General features: G+C 55.3%; 17 protein-coding genes and 3 pseudogenes. 8 read left to right on the forward strand and 12 right to left on the reverse strand.

Features of this window, described 5'->3' with window-relative positions; all coding sequences use genetic code 11:
- Positions 1–178: 178 nt before the first annotated feature.
- Positions 179–1,162 carry an HNH endonuclease gene (locus tag H9627_RS04630; RefSeq protein ID WP_225213456.1) on the forward strand — a complete coding sequence of 328 codons (984 nt, stop codon included), beginning with the start codon at positions 179–181 and terminating at the stop codon, positions 1,160–1,162.
- A 38-nt stretch (positions 1,163–1,200) separates the two neighbouring features.
- Here the strand turns inward: H9627_RS04630 and H9627_RS04635 are convergent, their stop codons facing one another.
- Genes H9627_RS04635 through H9627_RS04645 form a run of 3 tightly spaced genes read right to left on the reverse strand, consistent with a single transcriptional unit; the run spans position 1,201 to position 3,371 of the window.
- Positions 1,201–1,497: a DUF2516 family protein gene (locus H9627_RS04635; protein WP_191732830.1), complete on the reverse strand. Its 297-nt coding sequence runs from the start codon at positions 1,495–1,497 to the stop codon at positions 1,201–1,203.
- A 23-nt stretch (positions 1,498–1,520) separates the two neighbouring features.
- A complete protein-coding gene (locus H9627_RS04640; RefSeq protein WP_191732831.1) occupies positions 1,521–1,979 on the reverse strand; it encodes a CGLAU_01105 family protein in 459 nt (152 codons plus the stop codon).
- 33 nt (positions 1,980–2,012) lie between these two features.
- Entirely contained in the window at positions 2,013–3,371 is a 1,359-nt protein-coding gene (locus tag H9627_RS04645; protein WP_225213457.1) for a DUF445 domain-containing protein, read from the reverse strand.
- Positions 3,372–3,467: 96 nt separating this feature from the next.
- Here H9627_RS04645 and H9627_RS04650 point away from each other — a divergent pair, with 96 nt between their 5' ends.
- Positions 3,468–4,445: a winged helix DNA-binding domain-containing protein gene (locus tag H9627_RS04650; RefSeq protein WP_191732832.1), complete on the forward strand. Its 978-nt coding sequence runs from the start codon at positions 3,468–3,470 to the stop codon at positions 4,443–4,445.
- Here the strand turns inward: H9627_RS04650 and H9627_RS04655 are convergent.
- From H9627_RS04655 to H9627_RS04675, 5 genes are all read right to left on the reverse strand, one after another.
- Complete coding sequence (locus H9627_RS04655; protein ID WP_191732833.1) at positions 4,442–4,627, reverse strand: hypothetical protein; 186 nt, start codon at positions 4,625–4,627, stop codon at positions 4,442–4,444. The two genes, H9627_RS04650 and H9627_RS04655, sit on opposite strands and share 4 nt — an antisense overlap.
- 117 nt (positions 4,628–4,744) lie before the next feature.
- Entirely contained in the window at positions 4,745–5,083 is a 339-nt protein-coding gene (locus H9627_RS04660; protein ID WP_191732834.1) for a hypothetical protein, read from the reverse strand.
- Between the two features lie 75 nt (positions 5,084–5,158).
- Positions 5,159–5,908 carry a succinate dehydrogenase/fumarate reductase iron-sulfur subunit gene (locus H9627_RS04665; protein ID WP_191732835.1) on the reverse strand — a complete coding sequence of 250 codons (750 nt, stop codon included), beginning with the start codon at positions 5,906–5,908 and terminating at the stop codon, positions 5,159–5,161.
- Entirely contained in the window at positions 5,908–7,920 is a 2,013-nt protein-coding gene (locus H9627_RS04670; RefSeq protein WP_191732836.1) for a fumarate reductase/succinate dehydrogenase flavoprotein subunit, read from the reverse strand. Before H9627_RS04670 ends, H9627_RS04665 begins: the two co-directional genes overlap by 1 nt.
- A gap of 20 nt (positions 7,921–7,940) precedes the next feature.
- Positions 7,941–8,714: a succinate dehydrogenase cytochrome b subunit gene (locus H9627_RS04675; protein ID WP_191732837.1), complete on the reverse strand. Its 774-nt coding sequence runs from the start codon at positions 8,712–8,714 to the stop codon at positions 7,941–7,943.
- 539 nt (positions 8,715–9,253) lie between these two features.
- Here H9627_RS04675 and ramB point away from each other — a divergent pair.
- A complete protein-coding gene (gene ramB, locus H9627_RS04680) occupies positions 9,254–10,678 on the forward strand; it encodes an acetate metabolism transcriptional regulator RamB (protein WP_191732838.1) in 1,425 nt (474 codons plus the stop codon).
- Positions 10,679–10,752: 74 nt separating this feature from the next.
- Here ramB and H9627_RS04685 read toward each other — a convergent pair whose 3' ends face one another.
- From H9627_RS04685 to H9627_RS04700, 4 genes and pseudogenes are all read right to left on the reverse strand, one after another.
- Complete coding sequence (locus tag H9627_RS04685) at positions 10,753–12,501, reverse strand: hypothetical protein (RefSeq protein ID WP_191732839.1); 1,749 nt, start codon at positions 12,499–12,501, stop codon at positions 10,753–10,755.
- Positions 12,502–12,633: 132 nt separating this feature from the next.
- The gene (gene ybaK, locus H9627_RS04690; protein ID WP_191732840.1) at positions 12,634–13,134 is read right to left on the reverse strand and encodes a Cys-tRNA(Pro) deacylase; all 501 of its coding nucleotides are present in this window, start codon (positions 13,132–13,134) and stop codon (positions 12,634–12,636) included.
- 80 nt (positions 13,135–13,214) lie between these two features.
- Positions 13,215–14,624 (reverse strand): dihydrolipoyl dehydrogenase, encoded by a 1,410-nt coding sequence (gene lpdA / locus H9627_RS04695; RefSeq protein ID WP_191732841.1) that lies wholly within the window; start codon positions 14,622–14,624, stop codon positions 13,215–13,217.
- A 181-nt stretch (positions 14,625–14,805) separates the two neighbouring features.
- Positions 14,806–16,011, reverse strand: a pseudogene (locus H9627_RS04700) (IS3 family transposase).
- Between the two features lie 536 nt (positions 16,012–16,547).
- On the opposite strand from H9627_RS04700, the gene H9627_RS04705 reads away from it, so the two are divergent.
- The 5 genes and pseudogenes from H9627_RS04705 to H9627_RS14170 all read left to right on the forward strand — a co-directional run.
- Positions 16,548–17,714, forward strand: a complete 1,167-nt coding sequence (locus tag H9627_RS04705; protein WP_191732842.1) for a nucleotide sugar dehydrogenase — start codon at positions 16,548–16,550, stop codon at positions 17,712–17,714.
- Positions 17,715–18,060: 346 nt separating this feature from the next.
- Entirely contained in the window at positions 18,061–19,128 is a 1,068-nt protein-coding gene (locus H9627_RS04710; RefSeq protein WP_191732843.1) for a glycosyltransferase, read from the forward strand.
- Positions 19,129–19,553: 425 nt separating this feature from the next.
- Positions 19,554–19,814 (forward strand): annotated as a pseudogene (locus H9627_RS04715) (integrase core domain-containing protein); the annotation flags it as partial.
- 304 nt (positions 19,815–20,118) lie between these two features.
- Positions 20,119–21,393 (forward strand): lipopolysaccharide biosynthesis protein, encoded by a 1,275-nt coding sequence (locus H9627_RS04720; protein WP_191732844.1) that lies wholly within the window; start codon positions 20,119–20,121, stop codon positions 21,391–21,393.
- Positions 21,394–21,501: 108 nt separating this feature from the next.
- Positions 21,502–21,729: pseudogene (locus tag H9627_RS14170) on the forward strand (IS256 family transposase); the annotation flags it as partial.
- Between the last annotated feature and the right edge of the window lie 183 nt (positions 21,730–21,912).

Genomic DNA, 21,912 nt, shown 5'->3' on the forward strand with positions numbered 1-21,912 from the left:
AGTGCACCACTTCCAGCAAGATTCATCACGCGCTTAAACGGAGAATTAGCTTAAGGTGTGAAGTTGCTGGAGAGTTAACGTAAATCAAGTCCCAAAAAGCTGATAATATCCATTACGTAATTTTCAGTTCCAAGAGATGAAAGGGCACCTTATGTGGCGGCTCTTCGGGCTATTGACCTTGTTCGCATTCGCAGTGTCTCTGCTTGTTACCTATTGGCAACAAATTCTGGCCGTAGCCTTAGTAGGGTTTATCCTTTATAAAACTCCGACCATAATCAGATATTTTCTCAAGCGCCGCTATTTTGCCAGCCAGGAATTTCAGCAGTATAAAGTAGCTTTAGAAGGTATTACCGAGGAGCATAACCAGATCGTCGCCTATGCTGACGAACTCCTCCACGACGATTCATTCATTCTGGGAATATCCGACTCTGGTCGTTATGCCCACCTTGCCACGTCTACCAATACGAGCGAATACAACTATCGCCGCGATAGAAATGTGGCCACGCTCGGCGCACCGAATGTCCACAATTGCTCCCTTCAAACGGTACGCAATGCGGAAATAGAGCCGATCAAGTACGTGGTTAAATATTTTGATATTGAAGTAAGTGAAGACAGCCTTGCTCGTATTGAAAAGTTCGGCGAAAACTTGTCACGGCTCGAAAACGCTGTAGACAATGTTAATCAACGGGAACTTGCTGTCATTCAGTCCATAGATCCGCCGTCATATATCAAATCTCATTTCTTGGTGGAGTTTTACCAGAGACTTGGTTTTTATCTTGTGCCGATTGAAATACCCTTTCCCTCATATTCCTTCCAATATGTCAGTGCTGGAGGTAACAGTTCACAGCAAACCGACATTGAGTTCAAGTCTGAAACAATTGATGCCTTAACAGAATGGATGTCGGAAAGAATTAAATTCCGTCAGTCCGTTGCCGGTCAACGCGCTCTGATGACCAAAAAGCTGCGCGAATACATTAAGGAACGCGACGGGCACTCCTGCCAGAATTGCGGACTTTCCACGAGGCAGGAACCTAACCTGCTGCTTGAAATTGACCACATCCGCCCACTGTCCAAAGGCGGAATGACCACCGTCAATAACCTTCAAACCCTCTGCTGGCGCTGCAATCGCACCAAATCAGCAAAGTGGAATGGAGAAAACTAGAAAGACCGGGACGTATATACGTCCCGGTCTTTTAATAGCTACCAACCACCATTACCACTGAGGATGTTCTGGATCTGGGGGCGCACATCCCACCAGTACAGACCGACAATCACCATACCCACCCAGGTCAAGAACGGCAGGCCCAGCAACAGCGCGAAACCGGAAACACCGAGCAGTGCGACCCAGATCAATTTGCTCTGGCGTCCGGCCACCTCGAAGGCGTCCTCGCGGGTGGTGGCCACCATGAAGGCACCGATGAAGCCGAAGAGGGCGATGACCAGGTAGATGCCCTGGACGATCCAGTCGGTGGCGGTGATGAGCAGTGACAGGTCCATGGTGGAGTGGTGCTTTCCTCGTGCTAGGCGCTGGGGGTGTGCGGGTCGTCGGGGTTGGTGACGACTTCACCGTCGATGATATCGTCTCCCGCGTCATTTGTAGATTCGGCCGTTTCCTCAGCGTCACCCGCAGCGGCCTTCTTGGACCGCACCTTGTCCACGGTGTCATCGAGTTTGTCGCGGGAGCTCTCCACCACAGATGCCAGGCGGCTCTTCACAGCAGACGCCTCGTCGGTGTCCTTGGCTTCACCCACCGCGGCCTTCACGGAACCGGCGACCTCCTTGATGAACTCGCCTGCGTCCTTGGCAAAGTCCTTGCCAGCCCCAAGGTAGTCTCCGCCTTTGGCGGTTTCCACGGCCTCGCTGGCTTCCTTCTTCAGCTTGTCCAGCCTCCCGTCAGAGGCGACATCCTCGCGGACCTTCTTCACCACCTGGCCGGTGAGGTCGCCTAGGTTACCCAGCACGCTGTCCTTGTCGCTCATCATTTCTTCCTTCGCTCACGGAATATAAAAGAATCAAGCACCAAACATCAGATGGGACACAGTGTAAATGGCCAGACCGGCGAGTGCACCCACAACGGTGCCGTTGACGCGGATCCACTGCAGATCCTTGCCCACCATCAGCTCGATCTTGTCGGAGGCCTCGTCGGCGTCCCAGCGTTCGATGGTTTCGGAGATGATGCCGGTGACCTCGGGGGCGTAGTTGTCGGCGAGGAAGGTGGCGGCTCCCATGAGGCGCTTGTCAAGGTCGGTGCGGAGGGTTTCGTCGTTAAGCACCCGCTCACCCCAGCGCACGGAGAGCTCGGTGATCTTGCGGCGCAGCATGGAGTCGGGGTCGGAGGCGGCGTCGATGAGCGAGGTGGACGCGGACGCCCAGATGGTCGGCGCGGCCTGGGTGACGGCCGCGGAGCCCATGACGTCGTGTTTGATCTCCTCGACCTTAGTGATCATGCCGGCGTCGTACTGCAGGTCGGAGGCCAGTTTGGTGAGGAAGCGGCGGATGGATTGGCGCGCCTCGTGGTTGGGGTCGGTGGAGACGGCCTCGGTGAACTGGATGAGTTCACGGTAGACGCGCCCGCCGACCAGCTCGTTGACAAATTTCGGTGCCCAGATGGGGCGGCGTTCATTGAGCAGGCGGTCGATCAGCTCCTCCGAGCCGAGCGCCTTCTTGTGCAGCCACACCGTCAGCTGCTGCACCACGGGTTCGGCCTTGCCCTCGGCGATGAGCTGGTCGAGCAGCCTGCCGAGTGGCGGCCCCCACGCGGGTTCGGCGAGTTTGTCGATCAGCGCGGAGTTGATCACCGCCTCCGCGTCCTCCGGGTCGATCGCCTTGACCACATTCGCCGTCAGTTTGCCCACCTCCCGCGACACCACCTCACTGTTCTCCGGTTGCGCGAGCCACTGCCCCGCCCGCTCCGGGATCTGCGCCTGGCGGACCTTCTCCGTGATCAGCTGGGCGTTGAGGAAGTTCTCCCCCACGAAGCTGCTCAGCGCCACACCCAGTTCATCCTTCTTCTTCCGGATCAGCGCGGTGTGCGGGATCGGCAGGCCCATGGGGTGCCGAAACAGCGCGGTGACCGCGAACCAGTCCGCCAGCCCGCCGATCATTCCAGCTTCCGACGCCGCGCGCACGAACCCCACCCAGGCGGCCGTCTCCCCCGGGCGGGTTTCGATATACCGGCAGACAAGATAGACCGCGGCCGCGAAGATCAGCAGCCCGAGCGCGAATGCCTTGTGCTTGCGCAGTGCTTTTCGACGCTGCGCCTCCACCTCAGCCGACGGCCCCGGTACCGCGAGTGGATCTTTTTCCGGCTCGCGGACGGTGGCCACCGTGCCAGCGGGCCCGGCCGTTTCGGGCAGTTCGTGTTTTCCCATGTCACCATTATGGACGCTTAGCCCCACTCCCGGTATCCGGGGCTTCCCCCAGCTTCCCCGAACCTTTCCGTGATGCCTGCCACTATCCTGGGCGCCATGACCGCTCACCTCACCCTGGACCACCTGCGCGGCGTGCGCCTGATCGCGCAGCTGCTCGCCCCCTCCACAGCACGCCCCCACACCCCGACCACCGCGGTGGGCGTGACCAAACACATGCTGGCCACCCAGGCCCAGAACCGCCCCGCATCCCGCATGGCCATTGATCTGCGTTCCGGCACCCAGGGCGGTACCGCCGAGGCCATCGGGTCGTCGCTGCTCATCCGCACGTGGAGCCAGCGCGGCACCCACCACCTCCTCGCCGCGGAGGACGTGCGCTGGATGACGTTACTGTGTTCCCCACGCATCCTCGCCGCCTCCGCCAAGCGTCGGAGCAGCCTCGGGCTTGATAGCGCCGCCGTTGACCGTGCCCGCGACATCCTCGCGGAGCGCGCCAAGCAGCCCGTGCCCCGCACCGAGGCCTACGCACTGTTCGCCTCGGTGGGCGTGGATCCCAGTGAGAACCGCGGCCAGCACCTGCTGCGCCATTTCGGGGGTGAGGGCACCATCGTGCAGGGCCCACCGCAGGGCGCGGAGGACACCTTCGTGTTGCTGGACAGCGTGTGTGTGTTGTCGCTGGGATTGGAAGGCGATGCCGCCCTGGAGGAGATGACCGTGCGCTATGTCCGGGCCCGCGGTGCGGCCACCGCGAAGGATCTGCAGTGGTGGTCCGGGCTGACGGTAGCACAGGTGCGTCGGGGCCTTGAGCTGGCAGCTAGGTCCGGGGAGATCCACCCCGTGACCGGCCCCCACGGGGAGTCCATGTGGATGCCGTCCTGGGCCCGGGATGTGACCGACGCGGAGATCTGCCAGGCCTTGGAACCGGAGCTCCTGCTGCCGGCCTTTGATGAATACCTGTTGTCCTACTCCGACCGCAGCCATGTGATGGACATGGAACACTCCACCACCATTGGGCCGGGGAAGAACGGGGTGTTCCGGGCCTTCCGTGTGGTGGCGGGCGAGGCGCTGCCAGCTTAAGCAGGAACTGTGCTGGTGGGTGTGGGATCAGAAACCGATCCCGAGCCCGGCCCGATCACCGGGTCACGCACCTCCACCTCCCCGGAGAAGATACCCATGGTGAACCGGATCAGGCTGATGGCCACCAGGAGTGTGATCAGGCCGATCACCACCATCTGGATCATGCGGAAGTTATGGGACATGGCACCCAATTTAGGTGAGCACCCACAGAAATGCCCACACCCGCTGCCCCCCTCGCAGTGAGGGGGCAGCGGGTGTGGGTGGAGGTGCCTTAACGGCAGGTCTGGCCTAGAAAAGCTCTAGTGCTCGCGACCGGTTTCCTTGACGTACTTGCGGTACGGTGCGCGACCCTTCCAGATCAGCACGGAACCGATGACACCGGTGATCACGAAGAACACTGCACCGATGACGGTGTAGAGCAGCCAGTTCTCGGTCTGGGTTCCAACGGAGTTGGCGCCGAGGCCGAAGAGTACGGCTCCAAGGCCAGCGAGGGAGACCAGCAACAGGCCCATGCCGGTCCACGTGGTGCCACGCTCCAGGGAGGAGTGTGGGGCGGTGTAACTCACCGGGGTGTACCCGTCGATGTAGTTCAGACGCTCAGGAGCTGCCTTGATATAACTCGCGTGAGATTCGGACATGGCGTTCACTCGTCTTTCTTGTTGTTATGAAGCCGTTGAAGCGGACTGCGGTGTGGTCTTTAGCTGGACTCTAGCTTAGTTGTCTTTGCCTCGGAAAGCCGCACGTGCACGTTCCTTGTTGATGGCAGACACTGCAGTCAGCGGGATGCCGGCAGGGCAGACATCCGCGCACTCGCCGTAGAGGGAGCAGTGACCGAAGTTGGTCTCCATCTCATCGATCATCTTGCGTGCTCGCAGGCCGCGCTCTTCCTTACCCAGGGGCAGCAGGGAAAGGTGGACCAGCTTGGAACCGGTGTAGAGGTGTGCTGCACCGTTCGGGCAGGCGGCGACGCAGGCGCCACAGCCGATGCAGGCTGCGTGATCGAGAGCGAGCTCAGCGACCTCATGGTTGAGGTGCAGGGTGTCAGCATCCGGTGCGGTACCGGCGTTGACGGAGATGTAACCACCCTGCTGGACGACGCGGTCCAGTGCGGAACGGTCGACAACCATGTCCTTGATCACCGGGTATGCGGCAGACCGCATCGGCTCGATCTTCAGCACGTCGCCATCGTTGTAGCTGACCAGGCGCTGGGCACAGGCGGGCTTGTTCTGGTCGGCGCCGTGGGGGCGGCCGTTGACCAGCAGACCACAGGTGCCACAGATGCCTTCGCGGCAGTCGGAGGCGAATGCGAAAGGCTCGCGGCCTTCCTCGATGAAGCGGTTGTTCACGTGGTCGAGCAGCTCCAGGATGGACATCTGCTCAACTGCGTCGGGGACCTCGACGGTTTCGAACTTTCCTTCTGCCGTCGGACCTGCCTGACGCCAGATCTCAAGTGTCAGTTTCATTACTTGTAGTTCCTTGTCTGCAGCGGGATGGACTCGAAGAACAGAGGCTCTGCGTGGCGGATGAAGGTTCCATTCTCGCCTGGCTCCCATGCGGAGACGAAGCACCAGTTCTCATCGTCACGTTCTGCTTCGCCGTCCTCGGAGAGGTGGTCGTCGCGGAAGTGTGCACCACAGGACTCATCGCGGTCGAGGGCGTCGACGCACATGAGCTCACCGAGGTCGATGTAGTCGGCAACGCGTGCTGCGTTTTCGAGGACCTGGTTCATCTCCTCCGGGGTACCGGTGATCTGAACGTTGTTCCAAAAATCCTCGCGGAGGGCGCGGATCTTGGCGATGCCGTCCTGGAGGTCCTTGATGTTTCGGGACACACCACAGGAGTAGTACAGGATCTCGCCGAGCTGGCGGTGGTAGTACTCAGGTCCGTGTGGGTTGTCGCCCTTGATGTTCATCAGGCGGTCGATGCGTGCCTGGGCGCGCTCGAGTGCTGCCAGTGCCTCAGGTGCATCCTCTGCCAGGCGCTCCTGGCCCAGCAGTGGGCCGAGGTAGTTCGGGATGGTGAACGGCAGGGTGAACCAGCCGTCAACCGATGCCGAGAGCAGGGAGTTTGCACCCAGGCGGTTGGCACCGTGGTAGGTCCAGGATGCCTCACCGGCTGCGAACAGACCCGGGATGGACGTCATCTCATTGAAGTCGGTCCACAGGCCACCCATGGTGAAGTGGCAGGTCGGGGCAATACGCATCGGGGTGGTGTAGGGATCCTCACCGATGGCCTCTTCGTACATGACGAACAGGTTGGAGTAACGCTCGCGGATGGTGTCCACGCCGAGGCGCTCGATGGCGTCGGAGAAGTCCAGGTAGGCGGCGTTGTGCATCGGGCCGACACCGAGACCGGCGTTGATCTGCTGGGAGATCGCACGGGACGCCACGTCGCGGGGGACGAGGTTACCGAATGCCGGGTAGCGGCGCTCCAGGAAGTAATCGCGCTCCTCCTCCGGGATGGAGTTGGGGTCGCGCTCGTCCTTCGGGTTCTTCGGGGACCAGATGCGGCCGTCGTTACGCAGCGACTCCGACATCAGGGTGGTCTTGGACTGCCAGGTGGAGTTCACCGGCAGGCCAGTCGGGTGGAACTGGATGAAAGACGGGGACGCCAGGTAGGCGCCGGCCTCATAGGCACGCATCATGGCCGAGGCGTTGGAGTTCTTCGCCAGGGTGGACATGTGGTACACGTTGCCGTAGCCACCGGTGGCCAGGATCACGGCGTGTCCGGTGTGGACGGAGAGCTCGCCGGTGATCAGGTTGCGGATGATCAGGCCTTCGCAGCGCTTCTCACCGTGACGTTCGGTGATGATGACGTCAACCACATCGCTGTGAGTGAACATCTCGACGCCACCGAGGTGGATCTGGCGGGTCAGTGCGGATGCGGTGGCCAGCTGCAGCTGCTGACCGGTCTGTCCACGGGTGTAGTAGGTACGGGAGACCTGCACACCACCGAAGGAACGGGTTGCCAGGGTGCCGCCGTATTCGCGGGCGAATGGTGCACCGATGGCGTTCATGTGGTCGATGACGCGGGCGGACTCGATGGCCAGACGCCAGCAGTCGGACTCGCGGCAGCGGTAGTCGCCACCCTTGACGGTGTCTTTGACGTGGCGGTAGGCGGAGTCATTGTCCACCTTCTTGCCACGGGCGGAGTTCACGCCACCCTGGGCGGCAATGGAGTGGGCGCGTCGTGCGACGTCGTGGTAGGTGAACGCCTTCACGTCGTAGCCGAGTTCACCGAGTGCCGCGGCGGCGGCGCCACCGGACAGGCCGGTGCCGACAACCAGGACGCGGAACTTGCGACGGTTCAGTGGGGAGACCAGGTTCATGTGGTCCTTGTTGTAGTCCCACATGTCCTTCATCGGCACGCCGACCGGCTCATGTGCATCCAGGACGGTGCCTGGGGTGACCTCCGGAAGGATGGACGCCGGGTGGTTGAACTCCGGGCGTTCAGTCGTGTCAGTTTGAATGCTCATATATATTCCTAACCTTCTACCTAGCTAATCCAGCCGAGTGCGATCACGAGCGGAATAGAGACATTGCCGATCAGAACCAGTGCCGGGACGATGTATGCAACTGCCAGCAGGATCGCCCTCCAGCGACGGCCCGTGATACCGAGGTCGCTGACAGCAACCCAGATACCGTGGGACAGGTGCAGGAACAGCACCAGGTTGGCAATGATGTACCAGATAGCCACAGGCCAGCGACTGAAGCTGGCGACCAGGTTGGCGTAAACTGCGCCGTGCTCGAACACATCGGATGCTGCCGGCTGGACGCCGACGGTCAGGTCCAGGATGTGGAAGATGATGAACGCAAGCAGCACGATGCCGGTGACCAGCATGGTGCGGGTTGCGAAGGTGTTGTATCCACCCATCATTCCGGTGCGGCTGAACTTGCCACGGGAATGGCGGGAGCGGGAGTTCAGCGCGAATGCACAGTAGATGTGCAGCACGAGAGCAACCAGCAGGATAATGCGCAGAATCCAGAGGACGGACTCGTACGGAAGGAGCGGTTCGCCGACCTCCCGCAGGAACGAGCCGTACACATCGATCTGGCGTTCACCCGGATGCGTGGAGTTGGCTCCATAATCCGGCATGAAGAATTTCAGGTTTCCGATCATGTGGACGAGAACGAAGCCACCGAAGATCAGGCCGGTGATGGCCATGGTCAGCTTCATTGCCCATGTCGGGTATGCGGGGCGCTGACGCAGCGCCTCCGTCGTAATGTATCCGTGACGGATTGCCTCACGGTCGGGATTTCTAACAGTCATGGCACCTCCAGTGTCGAGATCACTCTACTTCGAGCGTTCTGCGTTTAACTAGTTATGATCAGGCAGCTGTGAGAATGCTGGGGCCGGTTCAAACCCCCCGATATGGCATTTTTAGGCAAGCCTCACCTCGTGGCACCCTAGACTCAATGCCGACCACCCCCGCCTACCTGCGGAAACGTGGGTCTCAGCTGACATTTGCCCAGGCGAGTGATACTCCTCACAGGCATGTGTTCGCGGAAGATATTAACCCCGTTTGGTATCAACCAAAAAGATTAGTCGCACCCCCTTCGCTCCAATCCGGGAACTTTTCCCACACCCACCCATCCCCGGACCGGCCACTCCCCCGCCGACACCCCGGAATCCCACCATGCAGGGAAAAGTTGCCGACCGCTCCCCCGGTGCGCGCGGGCATGCGCCACAGTGAAGCCGGCACCAACAGGCGCGCTACCCCGTCCATGTTCGGACAGCGAATACACAAGTTTGCAAAACCTCAGTGCCAAGAATGGTTAAGGTGACCCTAATCACGCTATAGTCATGCCATGGGTAAGACATATGTAGGGTCCAGGCTGCGCCAACTGCGCCGGGAACGCGACCTCAGCCAGGCGTCCCTCGCCGCCACGCTGGGGCTTTCTGCAAGTTATGTGAATCAGATCGAACACGATGTCAGACCACTGACCGTGCCTGTACTGCTGCGCATCACCGAAGCCTTCGGCGTGGATGCGACCTTCTTCTCCCGCGATGACGATTCCCGCCTGCTGGCCGAGGTGCAGGATGTCATGCTGGACCGGGAGATCAACCCCTCGAGCATCGAGCTGCAGGAACTGTCAGAGATGGTCTACAACCATCCGCAATTGGCGCGCGCCATGGTGGAGATGCACCGCCGGTACCGCAATGTGCGTGACAAGCTCTCCATCGCGGTGGACAACCGGCACAACTCCCCGGAGGAACGCCGCCCCATCGCCGAGGCCGTGAGCATGCCGCATGAGGAGGTCCGTGACTTCATCTACGCGCGCCAGAACTACTTTGACACCCTGGACCGGCGCGCGGAGGCGATCGCGGCCCAGCTCGGGTGGCAGCCCTATGATGCCCGCGCCATGGAGGATGCCATCACCCGGCGCCTCCAACTGGATCACAATGTGACCATCGAGACCTCCACGGAGGAATCCGGGGTGCTCCACCACTTCAACACCGAGACCCGGGTGCTCAGCGTCCACGCCCGCCTCAACCCCGGGCAGAAGGCCTTCCGTTTGGCCACGGAACTCGGTTACCTGGAGGCCAATGACCTCATCGAGGGCATCATTGATGATGGCCACTGGACCACCCCGGAGGCCCGCACCCTGGCCATCCGCGGTGTGGCCTCCTATTTCGCCGCCGCGGTGATGCTGCCCTACAAGCTCTTCCATTCCGAGGCCGAGCGTTCCGGCTATGACATTGAATACTTGGGCCAGGTCTTCGGCGTGGGGTATGAAACCACCGCGCACCGCCTGTCCACCCTGCAGCGACCCAACCTGCGCGGCATCCCGTTCACCTTCGTGCGTGTGGATAGGGCCGGCAACATGTCCAAACGCCAATCCGCCACCGGCTTCCACTTCACCCACTACGGCGGTACCTGCCCATTGTGGAATGTGTTTGAGACCTTCACCAACCCGGGTCAGGTGCTGCGCCAATTCGCGCAGATGCCCGATGGCAGAAACTACCTGTGGATCTCCCGCACCGTGCGCCACCATGAGGCCCGCTTCGGCGACACCGGCAAACTCTTTGCCATTGGTCTTGGTTGCGAGGCCCGCCACGCCGACCGCACCATCTACTCCCGCGGCTTCAACCTGCTAGACCTGTCCACCGCCACCCCCATTGGTTCCGGTTGCCGCGTATGCACCCGGGAGAACTGCGCCCAGCGCGCCTTCCCATCTGTGCACAAGCGCATCGACATCGACGCCCACGAGTCCACGGTGGCGCCATACTAGACGATGCTTGTCGACGCTCCCCTACCGCACGCCACCCGTTTGAGGCCGGGGTTAAAACCCCGGTGGGAGACGGACTATTCAACCAGAGGGAGGTGGATTGTATAGGCGATGTCGTTTTTCTCCAGCATGTCCAGCACCTCTTTACTGGCCCCGAGCTGATTAGTATGTCCGCTGGTGTAGAAATGCCAGTGGACACCATCCACCTCAGCCTCGTTCATCAGATATGCATCGGCATGGATCTGAGCCTGCACGGCAGAGGTCATCACCGTATAACCAGTCTTTGCTTCATGGGCAACCCCATCTGCAACCACATCAAGCATCCGGACTGACACCCCACAGTCAGAACATTCCCTGACCGGCAACACCTGTCGAATGTGAATCTCTTCCGTCGCATCCCGGAGGTGTTTTTCCATATGTTTCTCACCTGATCCCACGTCGTCCATCAATGGTGCTGTGGCGTCGAGGACATGCCCGGCACGTTCCAGCGTGGCAGCGATTTCATCCAGATTCATTCGCCCACTGACCTGCAAAAATTTCAGAGCATTCTGTGTCGCGCCATCTCGTATCAGCGAATCCCACTCCTTCCAGATGCTTTTGGATAACGTGAGCTTCATGTGTTCAGGAAGGTATTTATAATCCATGATGGTTCCGCCTACCTTCGCAACCAGCGTCGGGTTCTTGTCCACAAATTTAGTGACCTTTCTAATAAGACCAGCGGTATCTCCTCCATAGGGAACTATGCCCATCAAACTGAAAGTGGCACTCACCCAGTCCTTCTGTATAAAGGCGACAATTGCGTCCCTGAGATCACCAACTGCACCCAGGGACCACCCCAAACCAGGAATTAAACTAACACCCGTGGCAGAAATATTTCCCGCGAGCCACGCCACTGAATCAGCAGAGCTCATATCGCCAGCAAAGACACCTTTCGCGAAGTCAGCAGCGTAATCCCATCTGGAGACCTGCTCATCATGAAACAGTGGGTCCAGGGACCTTGCAGATCTATTCCTTTCCTCAAAACTGTCATTGAGGCCATCACCGTCTGTATCCTTCGCATTCGGATCAGTCCCGGTCAATCGCACCTCGTCGAAATCAGATAACCCATCCCCATCAGAGTCCTTGGAATAGGGGTTTGTCAGAGCATCCGCCTCCTCAAGGTCTGATATTTCATCCCCATCGGAATCTTTCATAAGTGGATTGGAGAAACCGGAGTACAGAATTTCTCTGACATCATTTTCCGAAGGCTCACCGGCCTCGATACCATCTGCCAATCCATCCCCGTCACTATCCGGGTTCATGGGATCCGTGGTGAAGGATTCATTACGTTTCGTCATCCATCCCAGGGCTTCTACCCCGTCATCGAGACCATCCCCATCAGAATCAGCCTCAGTCGGATTAGTGAAACCCGCGTAAACAGCATCCAGGCCCTTACCGGATATCAATTCCCCTGCTTCTTCGCTATCGCTTAGACCATCGGAATCAGTATCAGCCTCATTAGGGTCTGTGCGGTAGATCTCACCACCTGCTGTCTTCCACCCGGCGAGCTCCACAACATCAGGTATGCCATCGCCATCTGAATCCAAAGTCTCATCAGGCTCTTCTGAAGGCTTCAGAACAGGCGACTCACTTCTGCTGACATCGTCTGTGGGTTCTTCATCATTGGAAAAATTGAACGCGAAAGTCAGTCCAATGATGAGGGCGACTACAAGGAGGACCGCCAGAGCTGGGATCCACATCAGGCGCCTGTTCTGTAACCAGGTGATAAGGCGATGCGTGCCGGATTCCCCCGCACTGCCACCGGCATCAAGTGTTCTATTTTCCATTTGTTTTTAATATATCCACACTGCGGAGGAAACTCCCCATTTCTCCGCATGACATCACACAGTGATCCGTCATCCACGCTCACCGCCAAGGCGCTTATCGACGCATCACCTCATATCGACAGATCTTTCCCTTTAAGAATGATCTGCAATATCCGCGTACTGCCCACCGGTGGCACCCAGGACATCATCGGGTGTCATGATCAATGACCATCCCCGCCGCCCGGCGCTAACGTAGATCTTCTCCTGCAGGATGGCGGATTCATCCAGGAACACCCGGTGGGGATGCTTCTGACCAATAGGTGAAATACCACCCGGTACATAACCGGTGACCACCTGGGCACGGGAGCGGTCCATCATCTCTGCACGCTTCCCACCACCCGCCTTGGCTAGGGCCTTGAGATTGAGCGTGGTGGTGGCCGGCACGATAGTCACCACATGTTCCCCATCGATCTCTGCCATGAGGGTCTTGAACACACTGGCTGGATCCACACCCATTGCTCCTGCGGAATCCAGGGCGAAGCCTTTGTCAGATTTCGGATCAACATCATGGATATCCAACGCGTAGGGGATCTGCTCCGCGGTGAGCTTCACCAATGCGGGGGTAGCAGAGCTGTTGTCGATCTTCTTCGCCATAAGGGGAAATTTTAACCACAAGAATAAAGCTCCTTTCCGGCCATGGCTGGAAAGGAGCTTTATCGCTGTTGAAGAAAGGTTTAGAAGTTGATCATGTGGCCGCTGATACCGTGGGCAGCTTCCTTGACAGCTTCCGACAGGGTCGGGTGGATGTGGACGCTGCGTCCGATTTCATCGGTGGTGAGATCCCAGTTCTGCGCCAGGACAAGCTCGTTGAGCAGTTCGGAGGCGTTGGCACCAACGAGGTGGCCGCCCAGCAGCTCACCGAACTCGGCATCGGCGACGATCTTGGCGAAACCATCGGTTTCAGCTAGGCCGACAGCCTTGCCGTTTGCGGAGAACGGGAAGGACGCGACCTTGATCTCGCGATCCGGCCACTTCTCCTTGGCCTGCTCCTCGGTGTACCCGAAGGAGGCCACCTGTGGGTTACAGAAGGTGGCGCGTGGCATCATCATGTAGTCACCCAGCGGCTGGGTTTCGGCACCGGCGATGGTCTCGGCGGCAACAATGCCCTGAGCCTCAGCGACGTGAGCCAGCTGCAGCTTGGCGGTAACATCACCGATGGCGTAGATGCCGTCGACGTTGGTGCGCATGTAATCATCGATGTCGATGGCACCGCGCTCGGTGAGCTTGACACCGGTGTTCTCCAGGCCGAAGCCCTCCACACGGGGACGGAAGCCAACAGAGACCAGGACACGGTCGACGGTGAGGGTCTCGGTCTTGTCGGAACCCTTCTTCTGATAATCAACCTCGACGGAATCGCCGTTGTCACGCACCGCGGTGGTGGCGTGGCCTGGAAGGAGCTTCACACCCATCTTCTTGTAGGCCTTGGCGATGACCTTGGACACCTCTGGGTCTTCGTTCGGCAGAACGCGGTCCATGAACTCGATGACGGTCACGTCAACTCCGTAGTTGCCCAGCACGTAGGCAAACTCCATGCCGATGGCACCCGCACCGACGATGACCATCTTCTTAGGGGCAACGGGGTTGAGGATCTGCTCCTCGTAGGAGACCACGTTCTCAGAGAACTCGACACCACGGAGGGAGTTGACCACGGAACCTGTGGCGATGATGCAGTCATCGAAGGTGACGGTCTTGCCGGCGTCCTTACCATCGGTTACCTCGATGGTCTTAGCGTCCTTGAAGGTGCCAAAGCCGTCGATCTCCGTGATCTTGTTCTTCTTCATCAGGTAATGGACGCCACCGACGATCTTGTCGGATACACCGCGAGAACGCTTGTGCGCGTCCTCGTAGTTGAAGGTGACCTCGCCCTTGATACCGAAGGTCTTCTTCTCGTGTGTGAAGATGTGGGCGATCTCAGCGTTCTTGATCAGCGCCTTGGAGGGGATACAGCCCACATTCAGGCAGACACCTCCCCAATACTGCTTCTCAATAACCGCAACCTTCTTGCCAAGCTGGGCCGCACGGATGGCGGAGACATAGCCACCGGGGCCAGCTCCGAGTACTACTACGTCATAATGTTCAGTCACGGTTTCAACAATACGTGTTCAGAGTTGCATTGTCGTCCATCTGGGGGCAGTTCATCCTCTAAACCGTGACCTTAAAATCGAGAACACCCGCATGAGCATCCTAGAGAGAGCAAACACACGGGTGATGAAGCACGATCTGAGAACGGGCCCGACCCCCGGATAGTAGACACAGAGATTTTAATCAGGAAACAGAGTTCAAAATAGCAGGACGACGCTCCTCAAACACCACAGGAGCCAGATATTTACACCAGGAATGCCGGCGCACCGTGTTGTGAACTGCGTGCACCAGCTTCAAGACGTCCCGGCGACAGAGCAACTGGTTCGCAAACGTCTTGGACTCCTGGAGAACTTCCCGCTTCAGCGCGGCATTGAAAGACTCCGCCAAAGCGTTGTCCGCACTGGTGCCGATTGATCCCATTGACTGCCCTCGACCCCTAATTCCTTGCAGGTGTCCTGGAACGCATGAGAAGTGTAAACACTTCCGTGATCTTCGTTAAAAAATCGCGCCCTTGAGGTCTCCACGCTGGCCCTTGGCCATCAGCAGCGCGTCCTGAACCAAGTACGTCACCCATGTGATCCGCGATAGAAAAACCCACCAACCTTGCTAAGAATAACAGTCAATGACTCCTGAGCCAGGTACATATTCGACCCATCAGCAATCGGCAGGTAGGTGATGTCGCCGACGTAGAGCCAGTTTGGCTTGTCGGCGGTGAATTTCCGGCCGACAAGGTCAGGGAACACTGGTTTCTTCTGATCGGACACAGTGGTGGTGACCTTGCGTTTCTTCGGTCGTAGCCAAACAGCTTCAACGAGCGCATTACCCGGGCGACCCGCTTGTGATTTACGGGGTCATGATCTATCTGGTCTTTGAGTTCGGCGGTAATCCGCTTGGCACCGTAACAACCGCGTTCTTTCGTGAACACGGTTGCGACCCGGGCACCGAGGATGGCGTCAGAGATGAGTCGTTTCCTGTGTGCTGAGCTGCTGTTTTTCCATTTGTAAAAGGAGGACCTGTTGAGTTTGAGGACCTCACATAACCGCTTAACCGAATAGGTCTTGGAGGTGTCATCAACGAACCTTCAAACACGGTCAGAAGTCTCGTCTCTTGCCGGGAAATATTTAGCGGCCTTTCGCCACGATGTCACGTTCTTCTCGTAACCGGGCGTTTTCTCGTTCCAGCTGCCGGATCCGCTCAGCCTCGGTTATAGAGGCTGACGAGGGAGTTTCGGTGGGAGTGGCAGTGCCGTATTTTTTCACCCAGTTCGCCAACGTGGTGCGGTTGACCCCAAGGTCGGTGGCGATGATCTGGATCGAGGTGCCCGGGGAGTTCTCATACCAGGCGACTTCCGTCGCGCTTGAACTCCTCTGTGTAGGTCTTGCTTGGCATGGTGGCAGATTACCTTTCTGTCCCAGAATGCTGGGATATCAGGTGTCTACCAAACGGGGGGTCAGGTCCTGTTTATGAAAAAGATAATCTGTTCATGAATTGGCATTCTTTGTCCTTCGTTCTAGCTGACTCGAAAGGCAGCTCTTTTGCAGAGTCAAGTTGAGTTTCATCGCAACATGGAATTAAATCAACTTCTAAAAGATGTAACGCAGAATCTGGGATAAATGTTAACAGTTTCGAAATACTGAGAAAGATTGTCAGCTTACTGTTAAAATTTCGCCCGGCACCGGCTGTAAACAATTTTCTTTCTATTTTCATGCATCCTAGATGTACTGGCCGTTGAGAGTTGCTTAGATTCCATCTACACGAATGGTCTGATTGCAGGAGTAAAGGTCGTTACACAGAATTCTTCGCGACCTGACCTTCTCGGCAATGCCGGATGTCTTTACAGGTAACATAAAACTATTTTCTATCTTCTACTGCGTCGAAACATACGATTTCGCCTAGTAGTTTATTAAATGGAGGCAGAGGGTCCCTTGAAAATTGCAGTAGCTGGTCTGGGTTATGTAGGCATGTCTAATGCCGCCCTATTTTCCAAGAACCACCAGGTAATCGCACTTGACATCGATGAATCTCGAGTCACGGCGGTAAATAAATTTGAGTCCCCCATCAAAGACAAAGAACTTGAAGAATACCTGGCTTCTAAACCGTCAAATTTATCTGCAACAATTGACCCAGAAGTCGCCTATAGCGGAGCTGAGTTTGTAGTGGTTGCTACACCTACTAATTACGATCCCGCTACCAATTTCTTCGATACCAGCAGCGTGGAAAACGCAGTTTCTACGGTTCTTTCAGTCAATCCATCGGCACAGATTGTCATCAAGTCGACCATCCCGGTCGGTTATACTGAAGAACTCCGACAGGCCAACCCCCGTGCGAAAATAATGTTCTCACCTGAGTTCCTTCGCGAGGGGCGTGCCTTTTATGACAATCTGTATCCCTCTAGAATCGTCGTAGGCGATCGATCTAACTCGGGGCAAGTTTTTGCCAACCTCCTCAAAGAAGGTGCAGAGCTGGCCGAGGTTCCAGTACTTCTGACCGACCCTACGGAGGCAGAAGCAATAAAATTATTCGCCAACACATATCTCGCGCTTCGCGTAGCTTTTTTTAACGAACTGGATACTTATTCAGCCGTCCGCAACCTTGACACAAAGCAAATTATCGAGGGCGTGGGACTCGATCCTCGAATAGGTAATCACTACAATAATCCCTCATTTGGCTATGGTGGTTATTGTTTGCCAAAAGATTCAAAACAACTCTTAGCAAATTATAAAGATGTCCCTCAAAACCTCATTTCCGCAGTTGTCGCCGCAAATAGAACCAGGAAAGACTTCATTGCTGAAGACATCCTGCGCAAAAAACCTGACACTGTAGGCATTTACCGCCTCGTAATGAAATCGGGTTCAGACAACTTCCGGTCTTCCTCAGTTCAAGGGATCATGAAAAGACTTAAAGCTAAAGGTATTCCTATCATCGTGTATGAACCGAACTTTGATGGAGATTCTTTCTATAACTCTCCAGTCATTCAAGATCTCGATCAATTCAAAGCTCAGTGCGATTTAATAATCGCAAACCGTCTAACTGCCGAACTGCAAGACGTATCTGACCACGTGTACTCTCGCGACCTATTTGACAGAGATTAACATCCAGCGCACACAGCTCATACAGATAAAGTTCAAGATCGTTGGTAGCCTGGGATTGTAGCTGCGGGCAACCTATATGTGTCGAATGAGCTAGCAATAATGATGATCATATTCACCTGGGAAGAGACATCGCTTGATATGGGCTCATATGCCATATCTTTCAATCGGCGTGACAGAAGACGAGCTGGTTATCGTACCTTAGGTTTCGGTAAAATTGACATAGACACTTAAACAGTATGATACCTGCTCAGTTTGCGGGTGTGATGAAGCTATTTGAAATTATTGAATCTAGGGAGAAATTTTGCTGGACCCTTCACGAATCCGTGTCCTTCATGTCGTTGGAAGTATGGACAAGGGTGGTGTTCAATCTTTCTTAATGGGGATTCTTCGAAACATTGACCCAGACCGGTTTGAATTCTTATTTTTGTGCCACGGCGAGAAAACTTGGGATCACGCCCAAGAGGTGAATGCCCTCGGTGGAAAGATTATTAATATTCCTAGCATTAAAGAAGTGGGAGTGGTTCGATACGTCCAAAAAATCCGTCATATTATCCGAGAATACGATGTGCAAATCGTACATGCCCATCTCTATCTGGCATCAAGCTTTGCACTATTTGCTGGATGGCTCGAAAGAGCCCCTTTGAGGATCATGCATTCTCATAGCACTCGAGATGAGCTTGGCGCAAGCATTCCTCGGCAAGCATATGTTAGCTTGTCTCGATCTTTCATTATGGCCTTTTCTACCTTACGCATAGCATGTGGAATGGACGCCGGAAAAGCATTTTTCCGCAATAAAGATTTCCAGCTGGTTAAGAACGGGATCAACATATCTGAATTTGAATTCTCCCAATCAAGCAGAGCAATCAAACGGAGCTATTTCGGATTAGACGACAATGCACCCGTTCTAATGCATGTAGGAAGGTTTGTTGAGGTAAAAAATCATAAATTTTTAATAACTATATTTGCAAAATATTTGACCCTGCAACCGCATGCCATTTTGCTCCTGATTGGAGACGGCCCCCTGCAACAGGGCATCTCAGACCTAGCTCAGCGCCTTAGCGTTGAACGTAGCATAAGGTTTTTAGGGTTAAGGAATGATATGTCCGACCTCTACAGTGCTGCAGATCTTTTGATGCTTCCATCATTTTCGGAGGGCCTCCCACTCACATTGTTAGAATCACAAGCCAACGGGTTGCCTTCCCTTGTAAGCACTGGAGTTCCACCTGAGGCACAGGTGGTTGAAAATTTAATTAATTTTAAGTCATTACAGGATCCAGTCGATGATTGGGCGAAAGCAATTGAGAGCTCTACATTTAAGAGAAATATTAAAGGTGCCCAGCTTCTTCGGGAAGCTGGTTATGATGCTAAGGACTCTGCAGCTTTTATCACCGAAATTTACGAGAAAAATCTGTAGATTGAATATTCGCGGTTATGAGAACCAGTGATGGCGTGTTTGGGAGCCACGTGGCCGAAGCGCTGTTGATCTCGTTGGGAGCCATTCATGGTGTCGGGCAGAACCACCACTTTTAAGCCCCCCACCATCACATGAGAGGCAGATGACTTCAAGGGATTATTCTTTATAGCCGATTTCATCCTGTCGAAGCGTGTACGTCGCCTTCACCGGAGTGGGCTGCCAGAAGGGGTAATCGCAGCGTTGTGCGCAACAGCAGTGCCGCTGTGCATTCAGCCGCGAAAAGGCGGCGTGACGGTGAAGCTACTCCATGTAGTTCCCCGGGGAGCGGTAGTGGATCCGGGCGACACCACTGCTGGCTCTCATCCGCACCATCGCTGGCTCCCAAGGACACGAACGTGTGGCTCCCATAGGCGCAAATATTCACCTGCACAGAATTAGGGATCCAGCAATCAATGGGATCAATTGGTACCAGTGCGGATAACGCGCTTGCGGAGTCATTCAATGCGGCGATGAAGCGGGAAGTTCTTCAGGATTCCAAGACGTTTGCGAACCAGTTGCTCTGTCGCCGGAATGTTTTCCGCTGGTGTACCCGCTACAACACGGTGCGCCGGCATTCCTGGTGTAAATATCTGGCTCCTGTGGTGTTTGAGGAGCGCGGTTCTGTTATCCTGAAATCTACTTCCTGATTAAATCCTCCGTGTCTACTATCCGGGGGTCGGGCCCGTGTATTGTTATTCTGAAAACCACTCTCTAACCGTCTCTAATCTTCCGCAGGTTCGACCCAAGTATCTCGATTATTATAGTTTACGTTCAGGTAGACAATAGTAATCGGAAAGTTGGATCTAGCAATGCTGATGCCTGTTTCTTAATTAGATTTCTATGTCTATGTGGCCGGGCCAGACGGAACCACTTACTGTAATTGGTTAACGAAATATTTCAGTTTGAGATTTTTCTTTCATCACTGCAAATAGAAAGATCAGAAGATAGTCCGTGAAGGTTCCTTTAAAGTTTCGACTCAATGATACATCGAAGAGCATTGCGACTCTTGTTACGGGTACTTCCATTGCTCAAATGGTAAATGTTATTGGTATACCTATTCTTAGCCGTGTCTATGATCCGGTTGCAGTCGGACTATTAGCGGTATATGTATCGGCCGCTTCGATTTTTTCGGTCTTCGCAGCAGGCCGCTATGAATTGGCTATCATATTGCCGACCGATGCAAGTGAAGCAGTAAAAATTAAGGCGCTGGCTCAATGGATCGTCATCGTAACATCAGTAGCGAGCTGCATATTTTTATTCCTCTTCATGCACCCTGTATCTTCTCTGTTCAACCTTGAAGGCTATAGGCAGTGGTTGCCTGGGATTTCAGCTCTCATTTTCTTGAGCGGTTTTATGAATATCATGAATTATTGGTATACTCGGCAGAAAAAATTCAAAATCCAGAGTATTAATAAGGTGATTCTAAGTACATCAGTTCTGGTATTTCAAGTATTGTTCGGAATTTTTATTTCAAATGATTTAACGAGCCTGCTACTGGGTCTCATTTCCGGGCAAGCCCTTGCAGTGATTTTCTTAATTTCACAGCAAGGGTTAGGAATTAGTCAACAGATACTACATTTTGGTGATGCGAGAAAGCTGATGCGCAAATACATCAAGATGCCATTGGTCAATGGGCCAAATGCCTTGGTGGATAGTGTGCGGATGAATGGGCTAAATTTTATTATCGCCTCGGTTTCTGCCTCATCTCTTGGGCAGTTTTCTATGGCATTGCGGGGTGTTCAAGCACCGGTTGGATTATTTTCCCAAGCTATATCGCAAGTGTTTTTGCAGAAAATGGCACACGAGGGTCGTGGATATTTGTATCCAATGGTTTTAACTATTGTTAGGAAAGGGTTGCTGCTCGCTTTTTTCCCGTTTCTACTTGTGTTTCTAATAAGTCCCCAACTTTTTCCAATGCTACTCGGATCGGGATGGGAACTTAGTGGTTACTTTGCACAGGCTCTAGTGCCGTGGTTATACTTAAATGTTGTTACATCACCTCTGGCTAATATTTTCATTGTTACTCAAACTCAGGGTCGTTTGTTAACTTTCGCAGTCTTTTATATGTTAGTACCCCTTATAGTTATCTATTCGCTAAAGTCAGACATTCTGCTAGCTGTTTGGGGGCTTAGTCTATCAATGGCAGGAATGCTTCTTATCCAGATATTCCTCGCGATTTTTACCGCGAGGAGTTATGATGCCAAGCGTGGAAAAGTAGGCTTATGAGGTAGCGGTGTGTTTCGTCATTGGAGAGTGAACCGTCACGGTTTTGTTGGAGAGTGTTTAATACTTTGTGTGTGAGGGATTCCCCACACATCAAGGAGATGAACCACAATGACTACCGTGGCACGACGAAACCCAGAAGATTCCGCACGGATCAAAGCAATCGAAGAGAAACTGCTCGCCAATCCCGAAATGGCGAAGCTCATCGGCGAGCTTGGAACCTCCACCACCGATGCCAACGACCTCGTGAGAGGCCTGGTACAGGCCTCGATCAACCGGGGTTTGAACGCGGAAATGGATGCCCACCTCGGTTACGAACACGGCGACCGGGACGGGAAAACGGTCAAGTCCGCGGAAGTGGTGTATCTGCCCTTTCGATAAAACAAGCAGCGTAACGACCTCAAGGACCATCACGAGCTAAATGCCGACACTGGTTCATGCCACGTCCCTCCGCATAACCTCAGACGCAGCAGCGTCGTCCGCATCGATGATGTTCGCCGTCATCATCGCCCTGGTCTGCTC

Origin of the sequence: Corynebacterium gallinarum (assembly GCF_014837045.1) — a bacterium.
GTDB lineage: Bacteria > Actinomycetota > Actinomycetes > Mycobacteriales > Mycobacteriaceae > Corynebacterium > Corynebacterium gallinarum.